The sequence below is a fragment of the Streptomyces sp. NPDC046261 genome (assembly GCF_040646235.1).
Lineage (GTDB): Bacteria > Actinomycetota > Actinomycetes > Streptomycetales > Streptomycetaceae > Streptomyces.
Genome location: NZ_JBEYZU010000006.1, coordinates 373138 through 389706, shown reverse-complemented (window position 1 = coordinate 389706; position 16569 = coordinate 373138). Strand labels below are relative to the sequence as shown.

Annotated in this window: 16 protein-coding genes; 4 read left to right on the top strand and 12 right to left on the bottom strand. The window is 71.8% G+C overall.

Features of this window, described 5'->3' with window-relative positions; all coding sequences use genetic code 11:
• Window positions 1-74 precede the first annotated feature (74 nt).
• Window positions 75-1364, top strand: a complete 1290-nt coding sequence (locus ABZ956_RS15035; RefSeq protein WP_361892368.1) for an LCP family protein — start codon at window positions 75-77, stop codon at window positions 1362-1364.
• Window positions 1365-1386: 22 nt separating this feature from the next.
• Here the strand turns inward: ABZ956_RS15035 and ABZ956_RS15030 are convergent, their stop codons facing one another.
• Both ABZ956_RS15030 and ABZ956_RS15025 read right to left on the bottom strand, forming a co-directional pair.
• Complete coding sequence (locus ABZ956_RS15030; RefSeq protein WP_361892365.1) at window positions 1387-2172, bottom strand: VOC family protein; 786 nt, start codon at window positions 2170-2172, stop codon at window positions 1387-1389.
• A gap of 130 nt (window positions 2173-2302) precedes the next feature.
• Entirely contained in the window at window positions 2303-3460 is a 1158-nt protein-coding gene (locus ABZ956_RS15025) for an acyl-CoA dehydrogenase (RefSeq protein WP_361892362.1), read from the bottom strand.
• A 196-nt stretch (window positions 3461-3656) separates the two neighbouring features.
• Between ABZ956_RS15025 and ABZ956_RS15020 the strand changes: the two genes are divergently transcribed.
• A complete protein-coding gene (locus ABZ956_RS15020) occupies window positions 3657-4997 on the top strand; it encodes a UDP-glucose/GDP-mannose dehydrogenase family protein (RefSeq protein WP_361892485.1) in 1341 nt (446 codons plus the stop codon).
• Between the two features lie 66 nt (window positions 4998-5063).
• Here the strand turns inward: ABZ956_RS15020 and ABZ956_RS15015 are convergent, their stop codons facing one another.
• From ABZ956_RS15015 to ABZ956_RS15005, 3 genes are read right to left on the bottom strand one after another with little or no spacing between them, the layout of a single operon-like run.
• The gene (locus ABZ956_RS15015; RefSeq protein ID WP_361892359.1) at window positions 5064-6269 is read right to left on the bottom strand and encodes a dipeptidase; all 1206 of its coding nucleotides are present in this window, start codon (window positions 6267-6269) and stop codon (window positions 5064-5066) included.
• 5 nt (window positions 6270-6274) lie between these two features.
• Window positions 6275-6802, bottom strand: coding sequence for a 5-(carboxyamino)imidazole ribonucleotide mutase (gene purE, locus ABZ956_RS15010; RefSeq protein ID WP_361892357.1), 528 nt, complete (start codon window positions 6800-6802; stop codon window positions 6275-6277).
• Window positions 6799-7968, bottom strand: coding sequence for a 5-(carboxyamino)imidazole ribonucleotide synthase (locus ABZ956_RS15005; RefSeq protein ID WP_361892354.1), 1170 nt, complete (start codon window positions 7966-7968; stop codon window positions 6799-6801). Before ABZ956_RS15005 ends, purE begins: the two co-directional genes overlap by 4 nt.
• Window positions 7969-8138: 170 nt before the next feature.
• On the opposite strand from ABZ956_RS15005, the gene ABZ956_RS15000 reads away from it, so the two are divergent.
• Window positions 8139-8651 (top strand): GtrA family protein, encoded by a 513-nt coding sequence (locus tag ABZ956_RS15000; RefSeq protein ID WP_361892351.1) that lies wholly within the window; start codon window positions 8139-8141, stop codon window positions 8649-8651.
• A 41-nt stretch (window positions 8652-8692) separates the two neighbouring features.
• On the opposite strand, the gene ABZ956_RS14995 is transcribed toward ABZ956_RS15000, so the two are convergent.
• Both ABZ956_RS14995 and ABZ956_RS14990 read right to left on the bottom strand, forming a co-directional pair.
• On the bottom strand, window positions 8693-9937 hold the full coding sequence (locus ABZ956_RS14995; RefSeq protein WP_361892348.1) for an ATP-binding protein: 1245 nt from the start codon (window positions 9935-9937) through the stop codon (window positions 8693-8695).
• Window positions 9938-9972: 35 nt separating this feature from the next.
• A complete protein-coding gene (locus tag ABZ956_RS14990) occupies window positions 9973-10653 on the bottom strand; it encodes a response regulator transcription factor (RefSeq protein WP_361892345.1) in 681 nt (226 codons plus the stop codon).
• A 469-nt stretch (window positions 10654-11122) separates the two neighbouring features.
• Here ABZ956_RS14990 and ABZ956_RS14985 point away from each other — a divergent pair, with 469 nt between their 5' ends.
• A complete protein-coding gene (locus ABZ956_RS14985; RefSeq protein ID WP_361892342.1) occupies window positions 11123-12658 on the top strand; it encodes an oligopeptide:H+ symporter in 1536 nt (511 codons plus the stop codon).
• A 64-nt stretch (window positions 12659-12722) separates the two neighbouring features.
• Here the strand turns inward: ABZ956_RS14985 and ABZ956_RS14980 are convergent, their stop codons facing one another.
• From ABZ956_RS14980 to ABZ956_RS14960, 5 genes are all read right to left on the bottom strand, one after another.
• The gene (locus tag ABZ956_RS14980; RefSeq protein ID WP_361892339.1) at window positions 12723-13682 is read right to left on the bottom strand and encodes a neocarzinostatin apoprotein domain-containing protein; all 960 of its coding nucleotides are present in this window, start codon (window positions 13680-13682) and stop codon (window positions 12723-12725) included.
• A gap of 38 nt (window positions 13683-13720) precedes the next feature.
• Window positions 13721-14563, bottom strand: coding sequence for a hypothetical protein (locus ABZ956_RS14975; protein WP_361892336.1), 843 nt, complete (start codon window positions 14561-14563; stop codon window positions 13721-13723).
• A 31-nt stretch (window positions 14564-14594) separates the two neighbouring features.
• Window positions 14595-15422 (bottom strand): peptidase, encoded by an 828-nt coding sequence (locus ABZ956_RS14970; protein WP_361892333.1) that lies wholly within the window; start codon window positions 15420-15422, stop codon window positions 14595-14597.
• A gap of 130 nt (window positions 15423-15552) precedes the next feature.
• Entirely contained in the window at window positions 15553-16047 is a 495-nt protein-coding gene (locus ABZ956_RS14965; RefSeq protein WP_361892330.1) for an ATP-binding protein, read from the bottom strand.
• 151 nt (window positions 16048-16198) lie between these two features.
• Window positions 16199-16567 (bottom strand): STAS domain-containing protein, encoded by a 369-nt coding sequence (locus tag ABZ956_RS14960; protein WP_361892327.1) that lies wholly within the window; start codon window positions 16565-16567, stop codon window positions 16199-16201.
• Window positions 16568-16569: the final 2 nt, after the last annotated feature.

Below are 16569 nucleotides of genomic sequence, written 5' to 3'. Positions count from 1 at the left end.
GCTCTGCAACAGCACTGCCCCGATCCCGTGCATCCCCTGTGAGCGGGAGCGTCCCGCCAGGCACACTCAAACCCATGAACGATTGGCCCGAAGGGCGGACCCACGACCGCCGCGAGCGGTACGGTCGCGGCAGCACCAGCGCCGAGCCGGAGAGTGCCCGCGCCCTGCCGCACATCCGGCGCGACAGCCCGCCGCCGCAGTACCGCCCGCCCCAGGGCTACGACTCCCACCCCCCGCAGGGCCACCCCGGCCCCCGGGACCACGACGGCTACAGCGCCGGTCAGGTCTACGGTCCCGGCGCCGGCTCCCCCGCCGGTCCGGGCGGTGGCTCCGGGGCCGGCGGCGGTCGCGCCCGCGGGCCGCGCACCGGTGCGCCGAACTGGCGCAAGCGCATCAAGATCGGCGCGATCGTCTTCGTCACCGCGCTGCTGGCCGTCTCCATCGGCACGTACTTCTGGGCCGACGGCAAGCTGCGCCGCGAGGTCGACCTGAGCAAGGTCCAGGAGCGGCCGCCGGCGGGTGAGGGCACCAATTACCTGATCGTCGGTTCCGACAGCCGCGAGGGCCTGTCCGACCAGGACAAGAAGGACCTGCACACCGGGTCGGCGGACGGCAAGCGCACCGACTCGATGATGATCCTGCACACGGGTGACAACGGCACCACGATGCTGAGCCTGCCGCGCGACTCCTACGTCACGATCCCCGCCTTCACGGGGAAGCAGTCGGGCAAGAAGTTCCCCGCCGCCACGCACAAGCTCAACCAGGCGTACGCGGACGGCGGCCCGGAGCTGCTGGCGCAGACCATCGAGTACAACACCGGGCTGCGCATCGACCACTACGCGGAGATCGGCTTCGGCGGCTTCCGCAACCTCGTGGACGCGCTCGGCGGTGTGGAGATGTGCCTGGACAAGCCGCTGAAGGACCGGGACTCGGGCGCGGACTTCAAGGCGGGCTGCCAGGAGCTGGACGGCGCCCAGTCGCTGGCGTTCGTCCGCCAGCGCCACCAGGAGGCCGACCAGGACCTGGGCCGGATGCGCAATCAGCAGAAGTTCCTGAACACGCTCGCCAAGCAGGCGGCCTCCCCGGCCACGATCCTCAACCCGTTCCGCCTCTACCCCGTCATCGGCTCCGGCCTCGACACGCTCATCGTCGACAAGGACATGGGGCTGTGGGACCTGATGGACATGTTCTGGGCGATGAAGGGCGTCACGGGCGGCGACGGGCAGCAGATGACGGTGCCGATCGCCAACCCCAACTTCCCCACGCGCAGCGACGGCGTGGCCGTCAAGTGGGACACGGTGAAGGCCAAGCAGCTCTTCGAGCAGCTGAAGAAGGACCAGAAGGTCACCGTCACCGACAAGTGACGCCCGCGGGGGCGCGGCCGGGCTACGACGTCATCGGGGTCGGGGTGATGAGGGCGAAGACCGCGCCCTGCGGGTCCTGCACCACGGCCATCCGGCCCGCCACCATGTCGGCCGGCGGCTTGAGCACCGAGCCGCCGGCCCTGGTCAGGGCGTCGACGGTGCTGTCGGTGTCGTCGACGGAGAAGTACGTCAGCCAGTGGGAGGGCGAGCCGGGGGGCGCGTTCTCCAGGTCCTGCATGCCGCCGACCGCCCGGTCGGCGGCCTTGAGGGAGAAGTACCCCGGCGCCTCCTTCATGGTGGTGGCCGTCAGCCCCAGGGCCTCCTCGTAGAAGGTGGCCGCCGCCTCCGGGTCGGCGGTGTTCAGCTCGTTCCACACCACCGAGCCGGGCTCGTTGACCACTTCGGCGCCGGAGAACTCCCCCGCCTGCCACAGCCCGAACACCGCGCCCGTGGAGTCCGCGACGACGGCCATCCGGCCCAGCTGGAGGACGTCCATCGGGTCCATCAGCGGCGTACCACCGTTCTCCCTGACCTTGCGCACGGCCTCGTCGGCGTCGGGGACGGCCAGGTAGGTGGTCCACGCGGGCGGCGGCTTGGACCCGCCCTCCTGGGCCATCGAGGTCATGATCCCCGCCACGGCCTTGCCGTTCAGGGTGCACACCGCGTACCCCCCGGTCTCCGGCGGCCCGGGCTCCCCCTGCCAGCCGAACAGGTCCCGGTAGAGGTCGAGTGCCTCCCGCTGGTCGGGGACCACGAGATCCACCCAGCAGGGCGTACCGGGAACGTAGGGCTCGGTTACCTCGGGCATGACGCGTCGCCTCCCTGGCAGTACGGACACCCCCGTGACCCACCTTCACCCGCGCCCGGCCGCGCCGCCACCGGAAACGGCGAACGGCCCCCCGCGGTGGACGCGGGGGGCCGTTCGCGCGCGGAAAGGGTTACGGGAGGTTGCGCGCCATCACGATGCGCTGGATCTGGTTGGTGCCCTCGTAGATCTGCGTGATCTTCGCGTCGCGCATCATGCGCTCGACGGGGTAGTCACGGGTGTAGCCGTAGCCGCCGAGGAGCTGGACGGCGTCCGTGGTGATCTCCATGGCGGCGTCGGAGGCGTAGCACTTGGCGGCGGCGCCGAAGAAGGTCAGGTCGGCATCGACGCGCTCGGACTTCGCCGCGGCGGCGTAGGTGAGCTGGCGGGCCGCCTCCAGCTTCATGGCCATGTCGGCGAGCATGAACTGGACGCCCTGGAAGTCGGCGATCGGCTTGCCGAACTGCTTGCGCTCCTGGACGTAGCCCTTGGCGTAGTCGAGGGCGCCCTGGGCGATGCCGAGGGCCTGGGCCGCGATGGTGATGCGGGTGTGGTCCAGGGTCTTCATGGCCGTGGCGAAGCCGGTGCCCTCCTCGCCGATCATGCGGTCGGCGGGGATGCGGACGTTGTCGAGGTAGACCTCGCGGGTCGGCGAGCCCTTGATGCCGAGCTTCTTCTCGGGGGCGCCGAAGGAGACGCCCTCGTCCGACTTCTCGACGACGAAGGCGGAGATGCCCTTGCTGCGCTTCTCCGGGTCGGTGACGGCCATGACCGTGTAGTAGTCGCTGACGCCGGCGTTGGTGATCCAGCGCTTGACGCCGTTGAGGATCCAGTGGTCGCCGTCGCGGACGGCCTTGGTCTTCATGCCGGCGGCGTCGGAGCCCGCGTCGGGCTCGCTCAGGCAGTACGAGAACATCGCGTCGCCCTTGGCGAGCGGGGTCAGGTACTGCTTCTTCAGCTCCTGCGAGCCGGACAGCACGACCGGCAGCGAGCCGAGCTTGTTGACCGCCGGGATGAGGGAGGAGGAGGCGCACACCCGTGCGACCTCCTCGATCACGATGACGGTCGCGAGCGCGTCCGCGCCCGCACCGCCGAACTCCTCCGGGACGTGCACGGCGTGCAGGTCGGCCGCGACGAGCGCGTCGAGCGCCTCCTGCGGGAAGCGGCCCTCCTCGTCGACCTCGGCGGCGAACGGCCCGATCTTCGCCTCGGCGAGCGAGCGCACGACCTTGCGGAGCTCGTCGTGCTCCTCGGACGGCCGGTACAGATCGAAGTCCTTGTTTCCCGCCAAGGCGTACTCCCCAGAGAGTTAACTACCGTTTAGTAACCCCGATTCTAGGGGCGCCCCCCGCGGGGCCGATACGTGAGCTTGCCGACAGCGGGAGATCTCCCCTGGAGCCTTCCCGACCATGGCCCGACTATGCTCGGGCAACGCAATCCGGCAGGTGGGCACAGCCAGCACCACGAGTCAGCACATGGAGTACCGCATGGCCCTCAAGATCACCGTGATCGGCACCGGTTACCTGGGCGCCACGCACGCCGCGGCCATGGCCGAACTCGGGTTCGAGGTGCTGGGACTGGACGTGGTGCCCGAGAAGATCGAGACGCTCTCGCGCGGCGAGGTCCCGATGTACGAGCCCGGGCTGGAGGAGCTGCTGCGCAAGCACGTCGCCGGGCTCGAGGGCTCGACCGGGCGGCTGCGCTTCACGACGTCCTGGCAGGAGGTCGCCGACTTCGGCGACGTGCACTTCGTCTGCGTGAACACCCCGCAGAAGCACGGCGAGTACGCCTGCGACATGTCCTACGTCGAGAGCGCCTTCGCCTCGCTGGCCCCGCTGCTGCGCCGCCCCGCGCTGGTGGTCGGCAAGTCGACCGTGCCGGTCGGCAGCGCCGCCCGGCTCGCGGAGCTGCTGGCCACCCTGGCCCCGGCGGGCTCCGACGTCGAGCTGGCCTGGAACCCGGAGTTCCTGCGCGAGGGCTTCGCCGTCGAGGACACCCTGCACCCGGACCGCATCGTCGTGGGCGTCGCCGGCGAGCGCGGCGAGAAGGTGCTGCGCGAGGTCTACGCGACGCCGGTGAGCGAGGGCTCGCCGTTCGTGGTCGCCGACTACCCCACCGCCGAACTGGTCAAGACGGCCGCCAACTCCTTCCTCGCCACGAAGATCTCGTTCATCAACGCCATGGCCGAGGTCTGCGAGGCCGCCGACGGCGACGTGGTGAAGCTGGCCGAGGCGATCGGCCACGACGAGCGCATCGGCAAGAAGTTCCTGCGGGCCGGCGTCGGCTTCGGCGGCGGCTGCCTGCCGAAGGACATCCGCGCCTTCATGGCCCGCGCCGGCGAGCTGGGCGCCGACCAGGCCCTGACCTTCCTCCGCGAGGTCGACTCCATCAACATGCGCCGCCGCGCCCACATGGTCGAGCTGGCCCGCGAGACCGTGGGCGGCAGCTTCCTCGGGCAGCGCGTCGCGGTGCTGGGCGCGACGTTCAAGCCGGACTCCGACGACGTACGGGACTCGCCCGCGCTCAACGTCGCCGGCCAGATCCACCTCCAGGGCGGCCAGGTGACGGTCTACGACCCCAAGGGCATGGACAACGCCAGCCGGCTCTTCCCCACCCTCGCCTACGCGCCGAGCGCGCTCGAGGCGTGCCGGGGGGCGCACGTGGTGCTGCACCTGACCGAGTGGGCCGAGTTCCGGGAGCTGGACCCGGCCCCGCTGAAGGAGGTCGTGGCGGTGCCCCGCATCCTTGACGGCCGAAACGCGCTCGACCCGGCGGTATGGCGTGCCGCGGGCTGGTCGTACCGCGCGATGGGCCGCCCGCAGGCGTAGTACCGGGGCTCCGCCCCGGACCCCGGTCCCTCCCCCAGCCACCGCTGGGGGGGACCGGGGCACCTCTCAGGCGCCGGTACCGTCCAGCTGCTCGATCGTCGCGACCGAGGGACCGCGCACCGTGGCGAGGCCCCGGGCCACGTCCTCCGCGGCCCGCAGCACCCGCACCGCGTTCTGCCAGGTGAGCTTCGCCAGGTCCGCGTCGGACCAGCCGCGCCGCAGCAGTTCCGCGATCAGGTGGGGGTAGCCGGCGACGTCCGGCAGGTCCTCCGGGGTGAACGCCGTGCCGTCGTAGTCGCCGCCGATGCCGATGTGGTCGATGCCCGCGACCTCGCGCATGTGGTCGAGGTGGTCGGCGACCGTCGCGGCCGTGGCGCGCGGACGCGGATGCTCCGCCTCGAAGGCGCGGTGCACGGCCATGGCGCCGGCGGTGGTGTCGAGGTGGTGCAGGCCGTGGGCGCGCATGTTCTCGTCCGCAGCCCGGGTCCAGTCGACCGCCTCCGGCAGGATGAACTTCGGCACGAACGTCACCATGGCCACGCCGCCGTTCGCGGCGAGGGAGCCGAGCACGTCGTCGGGGACGTTGCGCGGGTGGTCGCAGACGGCGCGCGCGGAGGAGTGCGAGAAGATCACCGGCGCCTCGCTGACCCGCAGCGCGTCCCGCATCGTGCCGGGCGCGACGTGCGAGAGGTCGACCAGCATGCCGACGCGGTTCATCTCGCGGACGACCTCTTCGCCGAAGCGCGTCAGGCCGCCGGCCGCGGGCACGTCGGTCGCCGAGTCCGCCCACGGGATGTTGTCGTTGTGGGTGAGCGTCATATAGCGCACGCCCAGCTGGTACAGGGCGCGCAGCGTGGCCAGCGAGCAGTTGATGCTGTGGCCGCCCTCGGCGCCCATCAGCGAGGCGATGCGGCCCTCGGCCCGCGCCGCCTCCATGTCGTCGGCGGTCAGTGCCAGGCGCAGGTCCGCCGGGTGGCGCTCGACCAGCTGCCGTACGACGTCGATCTGCTCGAGCGTGGCGCTGACGGCGTCGTCGCCGGCCATGTCGCTGCGGACGTAGACGGACCAGAACTGGGCCCCCACGCCGCCCGCGCGCAGCCGCGGCAGGTCGGTGTGCAGGCCCGTGGCGCTCTGGTCGGCGGCGAGGTCGCGCCGGTCGAGGTCGTAGCGGACCTGCTCGCGCAGCGCCCAGGGGAGGTCGTTGTGCCCGTCGACGACGGGGTGCGCGGCGAGGAGCTCCCGGGCTCGGGCGAGGTGGTCCGTGGCGCTCACGGCACTCACTTCCCGAATCCGAAGCCCGTGGCGCCCTGGACCTTGGCGCGCAGCCGCCGGCCCTTGTCGGTGGCCTGCTCGTTGAGCTCGTCCTGGAAGTGGCGCATCCGGCCGAGGAGTTCGCTGTCGTGCGCGGCGAGCATCCGGACCGCCAGCAGTCCGGCGTTGCGGGCGCCGGCGACGGAGACGGTGGCGACCGGCACCCCGGCGGGCATCTGCACGATGGACAGCAGGGAGTCCATGCCGTCCAGGTACTTCAGCGGTACGGGCACCCCGATCACCGGCAGCGGCGTCACGGAGGCCAGCATGCCGGGGAGGTGGGCCGCGCCGCCCGCCCCCGCGATGATGGCCTTGAGGCCGCGGTCGGCGGCCTGTTCCCCGTACGTGACCATCTCGCGCGGCATCCGGTGCGCGGAGACGACGTCGACCTCGTAGGGGACCTCGAACTCGTCCAGGGCCTTGGCAGCGGCTTCCATGACGGGCCAGTCGGAGTCCGAGCCCATGACGATGCCGACGACGGGGGAACCAGTCATTCCGTGATCGTTCCTCGCAGGTATCCGGCGGCGTGGCTCGCGCGCTCGCGCACATCCGCCAGATCGTCGCCGTAGGTGTTGACGTGTCCGACCTTGCGGCCGGGCTTGACGTCCTTGCCATACATATGGATCTTCAGGCCCGGGTCCCGTGCCATGCAATGGAGGTAGGCGGAATACATGTCGGGGTAGTCGCCGCCGAGCACGTTGGCCATGACCGTCCACGTGGCGCGCGGGCGCGGGTCGCCGAGCGGCAGGTCGAGGACGGCCCGGACGTGGTTGGCGAACTGCGAGGTGACCGCGCCGTCCTGGGTCCAGTGGCCGGAGTTGTGCGGGCGCATCGCCAGCTCGTTGACGAGCACCCTGCCGTCGGCGGTCTCGAACAGCTCGACGGCCAGGTGGCCGACCACGCCCAGCTCCTTGGCCACCTTCAGGGCCAGCTGCTGCGCGTGCGCGGAGAGCTCCTCGGACAGGCCCGGGGCGGGGGCGATGACCGTGTCGCAGACCCCGTCGACCTGGACGGACTCGACCACGGGGTAGGAGACGGCCTGGCCGTGCGGGGAGCGGACGACGTTGGCGGCGAGCTCGCGGACGAAGTCGACCTTCTCCTCGGCGAGCACGGGCACCCCGGCGCGGAACGGTTCCCCGGCGCCCTCGGCGTCGCGGACCACCCACACGCCCTTGCCGTCGTAACCACCGCGCACGGTCTTGAGGACGACGGGGAAGCCGTCGCCTTCTTCCGCGAAGCGCACCACGTCGGCCGGGTCGGCCACGATCCGGTGCCGTGGGCACGGCACCCCGATCTCCGTGAGCTTCGCCCGCATCACGCCCTTGTCCTGGGCGTGCACCAACGCGTCGGGCCCGGGGCGGACGGGGATGCCGTCCGCCTCCAGGGCCCGTAGGTGCTCGGTCGGGACATGCTCGTGATCGAAGGTGATCACATCGCATCCTTGTGCGAAAGCACGAAGGGTCGCCAGGTCGCGATAGTCGCCGATGACGACGTCGCTCACCACCTGGGCCGCCGAGTCCTGCGGGGTGTCACTGAGCAGCTTGAACCTGATGCCGAGGGGGATACCCGCCTCGTGGGTCATACGGGCGAGCTGGCCGCCGCCGACCATGCCGACTACCGGGAACGTCACGCCCCCAGAGTATCCGTACGCACGAACCATCCCTACCGCCCCTGGAGGATCCTCCAATTCCGGAGGCCATCGCTCCGGTGACCGGAAGGCGTCGCAGACCCCTTCGATTCAGGCCCGATCGGTACCGGAAAGTGCCCGTTCGCCGGTCATTCACCGACTCTCCCGGTCGCCGTCCGCGGCCGCTGGTTAGCATGAAGGACATGACTCAACCGCGCACAGTGCGTTCCCGGCTGGAGCGGCTGGCCCGCGAGATCGCGAAATTCGGCGCCGTCGGCGCGATCGGATTCGTGGTCAACTTCATCGTCTTCAACCTCTGCGTCCACGGCCTCGGTCTGGCCGTGGTGCGTTCCGGCGTCATCGCGACCGCCGTCGCCATCGGCACCAACTACATCGGCAACCGCTACTGGACGTATCGCCACGGCGACAGAAACCGGCGCAGCCGCGAGCTGTCCCTGTTCCTGCTGTTCAGCGGCATCGGCCTCGTCATCGAGAACGGCGTCCTGGCCCTGTCGCACTACGGCCTGGGCCTGACCACGCCGCTCGCCGACAACATCGCGAAGAACGTCGTCGGCCTCGGCCTCGGGACCGTCTTCCGCTTCTGGTCCTACCGCACCTGGGTCTTCCGGGCCCTGCCCGCCCGCGCGGCCGTGCAGACCGCTGAATCGTTCCTCGCGGCGGCGCCCGCGCCGCAGCGCGTGGACGCCGGCAAGTAGCCCCACACGGCCCGCAGACCCCGTCAGGGCCGGCCCCCGCCTCAGTCGTGCGGGTCGGCTTCCCTGCTCAGGAACAGCGCGAACACGGGCGGCTGCTGCTGAAGGAGCTCCAGCCGCCCGCCGTCCGCCTCGGCCAGGTCGCGGGCGACCGCCAGCCCCAGCCCCGTGGAGTTGCGGCCGCTGACCGTCCGCTCGAAGACCCGCGAGCCCAGGTCGGCCGGCACGCCCGGCCCCTCGTCGGAGACCTCCACCACCGCCTGGTTGCCGGTGACGCGCGTACGGATCGCCACCGTGCCGTCCCCGTGCATCAGCGAGTTCTCGATCAGCGTCGCCAGTACCTGCGAGACCGCGCCGGGCGTGCCCACCGCGCGCAGCCCCTGCTTGCCCGAGCGCACCAGCGCCCGGCCCGCCGTGCGGGTCGCGGGCCGCCACTCCTCGATCTGCTGCTTGACGACCTCGTCGAGGTCGAAGCTGACCGCGGAACCCGTCTGCGGGTCGCGGGAGTTGGTCAGCAGCCGCTGGACGACGTCGGTGAGCCGCTCCACCTGGGCGAGGGCGATCGTCGCCTCCTCCTTGACCGTCTCCGGCTCGTCGGTGAGCGTGATCTCCTCCAGCCGCATCGACAGCGCCGTCAGCGGCGTCCGCAGCTGGTGCGAGGCGTCGGCGGCCAGCCGCCGCTCGGCGGTGAGCATCCGGGCGATCCGCTCGGCGCTGGCGTCCAGGACGTCGGCCACCCGGTCCAGCTCGGGCACCCCGTAGCGGCGGTGCCGGGGGCGCGGGTCGCCCGAGCCCAGCCGCTCCGCCGTCTCGGCGAGGTCGGTCAGCGGCGCGGTGAGGCGGTTGGCCTGGCGTACGGCCAGGAAGACGGCGGCGACGACGGCGAGCAGCGCCACGGCGAGGATCACCAGCAGCGTGCGGCCGACCTCGCGGCTGACGGTGTCGCGGGACTCCTCGACCAGGACGGTCTCGCCGTGCTCGCCCTTCTGCGTCGCGGTGATCACGCCGCCCTCGGGCCGGCGGCCGATCTCGATGGCGGTGCGGCCGGGGATGTCGATGCGGGCGTAGCGCTCGGGGGTGATCTGCTCGCGCAGCACCCCCGACTCCACCCGCTCCCCGCCCAGCAGCCGGCTGTCGACGATGCTCACCAGGCGCACGGCCTCGGACTGCACGCTCTCCTGGGCACTGCTCTCGATCGTGCGGGTCTCGACGATGACGAGCGAGATGCCGAACACGGCGATCACGACAAGCACGACGGCGAGCGTGGAGTTGATCAGTCGGCGGCGCACGGTGCCTGTCTTTCGGTCTTCGGGAGTGCGGTCGTTCAGCTCTTCTCGAAGCGGAAGCCGACACCGCGAACGGTGGCGATGTAGCGCGGGTTGGCCGCGTCGTCCCCGAGCTTCTTGCGGAGCCAGGAGATGTGCATGTCCAGGGTCTTGGTGGAGGACCACCACGTGGTGTCCCAGACCTCGCGCATCAGCTGGTCGCGCGTGACGACCCGGCCGGCGTCGCGCACCAGGACCCGCAGCAGGTCGAACTCCTTCGCGGTGAGCTGGAGTTCCTCCTCGCCCATCCAGGCGCGGTGCGACTCGACGTCGATGCGCACGCCGTGGGTGGCGGGCGGCTGCTGGTGGCTCTCGGCGGCGCCGCGGCGCAGCAGGGCCCGTACGCGCGCGAGCAGCTCGGCCAGGCGGAAGGGCTTGGTGACGTAGTCGTCGGCACCGGCGTCCAGGCCGACGACGGTGTCCACCTCGTCGGCGCGCGCGGTGAGTACCAGCACGGGGAAGCCGTGCCCTTCGGTGCGCAGCCGGCGGCAGACCTCCAGACCGTCCATGCCGGGCAGCCCGAGGTCGAGGACCAGCAGGTCCACCCCTCCCTGAAGGCCGGCGTCCAGCGCCGTCGGACCGTCCTGGCGTACCTCCACTTCGTACCCTTCGCGGCGCAGGGCGCGTGCGAGCGGCTCCGAGATGGAGGCGTCATCCTCGGCGAGCAGTACTCGGGTCATGCACAGATGGTAGTCCGCCCCGGCTCACGTCCAAGGTGTAGCGGGTTCCCCCCGGGGCAACACTTCCCCGAAAGTGCTATCACCCTCGAATATGTGTGGACGGTTCCTGCTTCGGCTGTGATCCATGTCTCAACTCCTTTCATATGCGGGCGGGGTGTGACGTATGGTGACCAGACGTCTGTAGCACTACCGGAGGACCTTCGGATCATTTCCATGCGCCGAAGGTCTCTGTTGTGCGCAGGGCTGGTACCGCCAGTCTTGTCACAGTGATTGACCTGTCGGTCGGGTCCGCCGCGCGATGGTGCGCGGGGGCGTGGATCCCGGCGTACGGCCGCCCTGCCGGCCCCCCGACCCCGGGAGGCCGAACCCCTCGGACGTGGGGGCGGGTGGCGCAGTAGCCGGTGCCGGCCAACCCCCACCCGGGCGCGCACCTGCTCCACAGCGCGTCCCGACCACCCTAGGAATGACCATGGCGTCCAGCCTGACGAAGGGCGCGGCCGAGCAGGAGAAGACCTCTCCGGCCAGCGGCGGCAAGACCTTCTTCGGCCACCCCCGCGGCCTTGCCCCCCTCTTCTTGACCGAGATGTGGGAGCGCTTCTCCTACTACGGCATGAGGGCACTCCTCGTCGTCTACCTGATCGCCGGCGGCCCCGACGCCAAGCCGGACAGTCAGGGCGGCGGCCTGGCGATGCCCGAGGCCAGCTCGGTGGCCATCTACTCCGCCTACGTGGGAATGGTCTACCTCCTCGCCATGCCCGGCGGCTGGTTCGGCGACCGCGTCTGGGGTCCGCGCAAGACGGTCGCCATCGCTGCGGGCATCATCATGGCCGGTCACCTGGCCCTGGCCATCCCCGGCAAGCCGACCTTCTTCTTCGGCCTCGCGCTGGTCGCGATCGGCTCGGGTCTGCTGAAGGCCAACATCTCCACGATGGTCGGCCACCTCTACGACGGCCCGCAGGACCCGCGCCGCGACGGCGGCTTCACGATCTTCTACATCGGCGTCAACATCGGCGCCTTCGCCGCGCCGCTCGTCATCGGCACGGTCGGCCAGAAGGTCAACTGGCACCTCGGCTTCTCGATCGCCGCGCTCGGCATGGGCCTCGGCCTGGTCATCTTCCTGCTGGGCACCCGCCACCTCAGCCCCACCAGCAGCGTCGTCCCGAAGCCGCTGACGGCCGCCGAGCGCAAGTCGACGCTCATGAAGGCCCTGATGTGGTTCGCCATCGCCGCCGCCTTCTACGGCGTCGTCGCGGGCACCGGCCACTTCTCGCAGAAGTGGGCCACCATCCCGCTCGCCCTGCTCGGCGTGGCCATCCCGGTCCTGGTCCTGACCCGCATCAAGCGCGACAAGGAACTGTCCGCGGGCGAGCAGACCAAGGTCAGCGGCTACATCTGGTTCTTCGTCGCCGCGGCCGTGTTCTGGATGATCTTCGACCAGGCCGGCTCGACGATGTCGACCTTCGCCGAGAAGAAGACCGCGGACAACGTCTTCGGCATCGACTTCCCGTCGACCTGGTTCCAGTCGGTCAACCCGCTGTGGGTCATGGCCATCGCCCCGATCTTCGCGTCGATGTGGCTCTGGCTGGCCCGCCGTGACCGCGAGCCCACCACCACGGTGAAGTTCTCGATGGCCATGGTCGGCATCGGTGCCTCGTTCTTCGTCTTCGCCATCCCGATGGCGATGGCCTCGGACGGCACGAAGGTCACCCCCGCCTGGCTGCTGATGATCTACATGATCCAGACCATGGGCGAGCTGTGCCTCTCCCCGGTCGGTCTGTCGCTCACCACGAAGATGGCGCCGCAGAAGTACGCGAGCCAGATGATGGGTGTCTGGTTCCTCGCGGTGACGGCGGGCGACTGCACCATGACCCTGCTGTCGGAGTCGGGTGTCGACCTCAACGGCATCGGCGTGATCCTTGCGCAGGCGGCGGCCGCGACGCTGGCCGGCCTCGCGGTGTGGATGTACCGCAAGAAGATCGAAGCCCTCATGGGCGACGTCCGCTGACGCTGTCCGCACACGGACAACCGAAGGGCCCCCGGCGCGTACGACGCGCCGGGGGCCCTTCGCGTCATCCGGGGCCGGGCTCGCGCGGTGCCGGGGCGCCGGCGCCCCGCGGGTCGGCTTCCGGCGTGAACCAGGGCAGCGCGCCCGCCGCGGGGCCCTCGCGCTCCGGCGTACGGGGCCCGGCGGGCGGACGCGGCCGCACGCGGTCCACGACCGCCATGCCGGCCCGGAAGACCGCCAGGGGCACGACCACGCACAGCAGGATCCAGAAGAGCGTCACGCCCCAGGGGCGGCGTACGTCCCAGGGCAGCTCGACGAGCACCTTGTCGCCGTAGGCGAGCGAGACCAGGTAGTCCCCGTACGCGCCCGCCGCCAGCTCCACGTCCAGCGCGACGCGCTCCTTGCGCCCGGCGGCCACGGTGCCACGCCAGGGGCGCTCCTCCCAGGACGGGGCGAGCACGCCGTGCGCGGTGCCGAGCCGGAAGACGGGGTCGGCGGCCGGGGTCGAGCCGAGGTTGGCGACCGTCATGACCAGGCGGCGGCCGGGCGGGGCGCCGAACCACGTCAGGAGGGAACCGGAACCCTCCAGCCGGGCGTCGAGCACGCTCAGCCGCTCGCCGCCGCTCTCCCGGGGCAGGGGCGCGACGGGGTGGCCCGTGACGGAGAGCGCCGCGTCGGCCGCCGCCGGGTCGCCGGTGACGGTCGCGACGTGCACCACGCACGGGCAGGGCTTGGGCGGCGCGGCGACCGGAAGGACCCGGCGGAACGTACCGTCGGCGGCCGTCGTGACGGTACGGCCGTCGGCGTTGGCGCAGGCGTTGGTGCCGCCGATCATGTTCTGGCCGCACACGAGGAGAGTGAGCAGGGCGCCGGGCCGCCAGCCCCTGCCGCTGACAGTGACGCTCGCGCCCTTGGGGGCGTCGGAACGGTCCACGGTGGCCGTCGGGGGCGAGGCGGCCGAGGCTGATGGCGCTGCTGAGGCGGGTGGGGCGAGCAGCGTGAGCAGCAGGGCGAGCGCGGTCATGAGCACGGCCGCCCGGGCCCCCGCGCCCCCGCCGCCCTTCACGGCCGGGCCCCGCGCCGCCGTCGTACGAGGCGTACGGCCACGCCCGCCACGGCGAGGCCGCCGAGCACGGCCAGGGACGGGGCGAGCCACGGCAGCGGCGTGTACGAGCCGGAGGCGGAGGCGTGGACGCCGTCGGGAGCCGTGGCCGTGACGCTGACCCTGACCCGGTCCAGGCGCGGGGCGTCCGGCCACTTCTCCGTCAGCCGCACGCTCCGGCCCGGCGGCAGCTCGGCGGGCACGTTCGTGGCCGGCCGGCGCAGGAGCTCGCCGAACAGCCCCTCGGCCCGCACGGCCAGGCGCGGGGCGAGGGTGGTGTTGCCCCGGTTGACCAGGGAGTACCGGATGACGGCCGCCCCGCCCGTACCGGTGACCCGCACCCGTTCGACCGAGAGCGCGGAGAGCGCCGCGCCGCTGACCCGTACCGCCATCGGCACCCGCACCAGCCGGCCCTCCCCCGACGCGACCACGGCGGCGGCGTGGTCGCCGGGCCCCAGCCCCGCCGGCACGCTCACGGTGAGGGGCACGTCCGCGCGCGTGCGGGGCGGCACGCTCACCCGGGCCGCGGCGAGGGAGATCCACGGGCCGGTGCCGCGCAGTTCGATCGTGCGGGGCCGGTCGCCGGGGTTGACCAGGGACAGCTTGTCCTCGAAGACCGTGCCGGGTGCGCCCTCCAGGTAGAAGGCGGACCGGTCCTCCGCCGTCGGCCCCTTCCTGCCGCCGGGCGCGGGCACCGCCGTCCAGGGCCCCGGGGCGGCGACAGCGGGGGCAGTGGGTGCCGTGGGGAGGGCGAGCAGCGCCAGGGCGGCGCACAGGGCGGCGGTGCGGGCGCGGGACGTCATCGGCGGCTCCCTGGGCGTGGGGTGTGCGGGGTCAGCCGGTGGTGCGGCTCCTGCGGGTGAGCCAGAGGGTGCCCGCGACGCCGGCGAGGAGCACCGTGCCGCCGAGGGTGCCGAGGGCGACGGCGGAGTCGGAGGGGCCGGTCTGCGGCAGCTGGCCGCCGCCGGTGGCGGCCGAGCCGCCGGAGCCGGTGCTGACCGTGCTGCCGGTCGTTCCTCCGGTGGTGCCGCCCGTGGTGGACCCGCCGGTCGTCGACGAACCACCCGTCGTTCCCGCCGTGGAGCCGCCGGTCGTGCCGCTGGTCGTGCCGCTGCTGGAGCCGCCGGTGGTGCCGCCGGGGCCCTTGACGTCGAGGGTCAGCGACGGCTTGGGGTTGTTGGTGGGGGTGCAGGTGGTCGTGGTGCCGAGGGCGAGGATGGTGAGGGTCGAGGCCGTGAAGGTGACCTGGCCGCTCTTCTTCGGTGTATACGTACCCGACAAGTCGCTGATCTTGATGGGGGTGTTCGGGGGTATCGGCTGGTCGTTGGCGGGGCCGGAGACCGCCACCGTGCCGCTGTCCGCGCCGCCGAGCTTGATGACGGCGCTTGGCTTCATCGCGCCCTTGCCGAGTTCGATGGGGCTGGAGGAGACGCCCTTTTGGAAGGACATGGTGAGTTTGTACGCGTCGCCGCTCGGCACGGCCTTGATGTCGATGGGCGAGACGGCGCTCTTGTCCCCGATCGGGGTCTTGCACTGGTAGTTGACGTCGACGGTCTCGGCCTGCGCGGCCGGTGCGACCAGCAGGATCGTGCCACCGGCCAGAGCCGCCGAGACCACGAGCGCACCGACGCGGCGCACGGGGTGACGTGGAATGTGGGACACCTGGGGTTCCCCTCTCGTCCGGTGCCGCAGCCGAAAGTTACTGACGACACATCAGATCGGGCGCCGACAGTACGCCCGGGACGGTGGAGAGGGAAGACACAGAACACGCCGCGCTCGCCATGGGCGCGCGCTAGGACGGAGCGGCCAGCTCCGCCCAGACCGTCTTGCCGACGGCGCTGCCGTGCCGTACGACGCCCCAGTCCAGGCAGAGCCGCTGCACGATGAACATGCCGTGCCCGCCGGGCCGCCCCGCGCGGTGCGGGGTGCGGGGCGCGGGCGTACCGGTGCCGAGGTCGGCGACCTCCAGCCGCAGCACCTTGCCGGTGCGGCTGACCCGCAGCTCCTCGGGGCCGTCGGCGTGCAGGCAGGCGTTGGTGACGAGCTCGGAGACGACGAGCAGGACGTCCTCGGCGGCGGCCCGGTGGTCGGCCGTGGCCGCGGGCAGCCAGCCCCAGTCCTGGAGGGCCTGCCGGGTGAAGTCACGGGAGAGCGGCACAGCGCCGCCGACCCCGACCAGGCGCAGCCTGCGCGTCTGCCCGCCCGACGGCGGTGAGCCGGCGGGGGTGGCGCCGGGGGCGTCCGGACCGGAACCGTCCGGCGGTGGGCACGCCCGGGGGGTGCTCATCAGCGCTTCACCTCACCGATTCACCGAAACGAACACGAACATCTACAACGGATTCAGCTGTCTCCTGCCCGGCGGAATCGTGAGAACACCCACGAATTCGACCCGGCGCCTGTGACACAGGCAACGGAGAAGGGGGAGATTTCGGACAGGCTCAGTCGGCGAGCGCCGCGTCGAGCGTGTCGTGCACGGTGAATACGGCTCCGGCGCCGGTGATCTCGAAGACCCGGGCGACCATGGGGCCCATGGCGGCGAGGTGGATGGCGCCTCCCGCGGCCTCGGCCTTCAGCCGGGCGCCCAGGAGCACGTTCAGGCCGGTGGAGTCGCAGAAGTCCAGCCGCGAGCAGTCGACGATCACGCGGGCGTCGCCGTCGCGGACGCAGCCTTCGAGTGGCTCACGCAACAACTCGGCCGTATGGTGATCGAGCTCACCCGCCGGCGACACGATCGAGCTCGCCCCGTGACGCCGGACCTCCACAACCAGCCGACCCCTGCTCGGATTGCCGACCATCCCGCGATCCATGC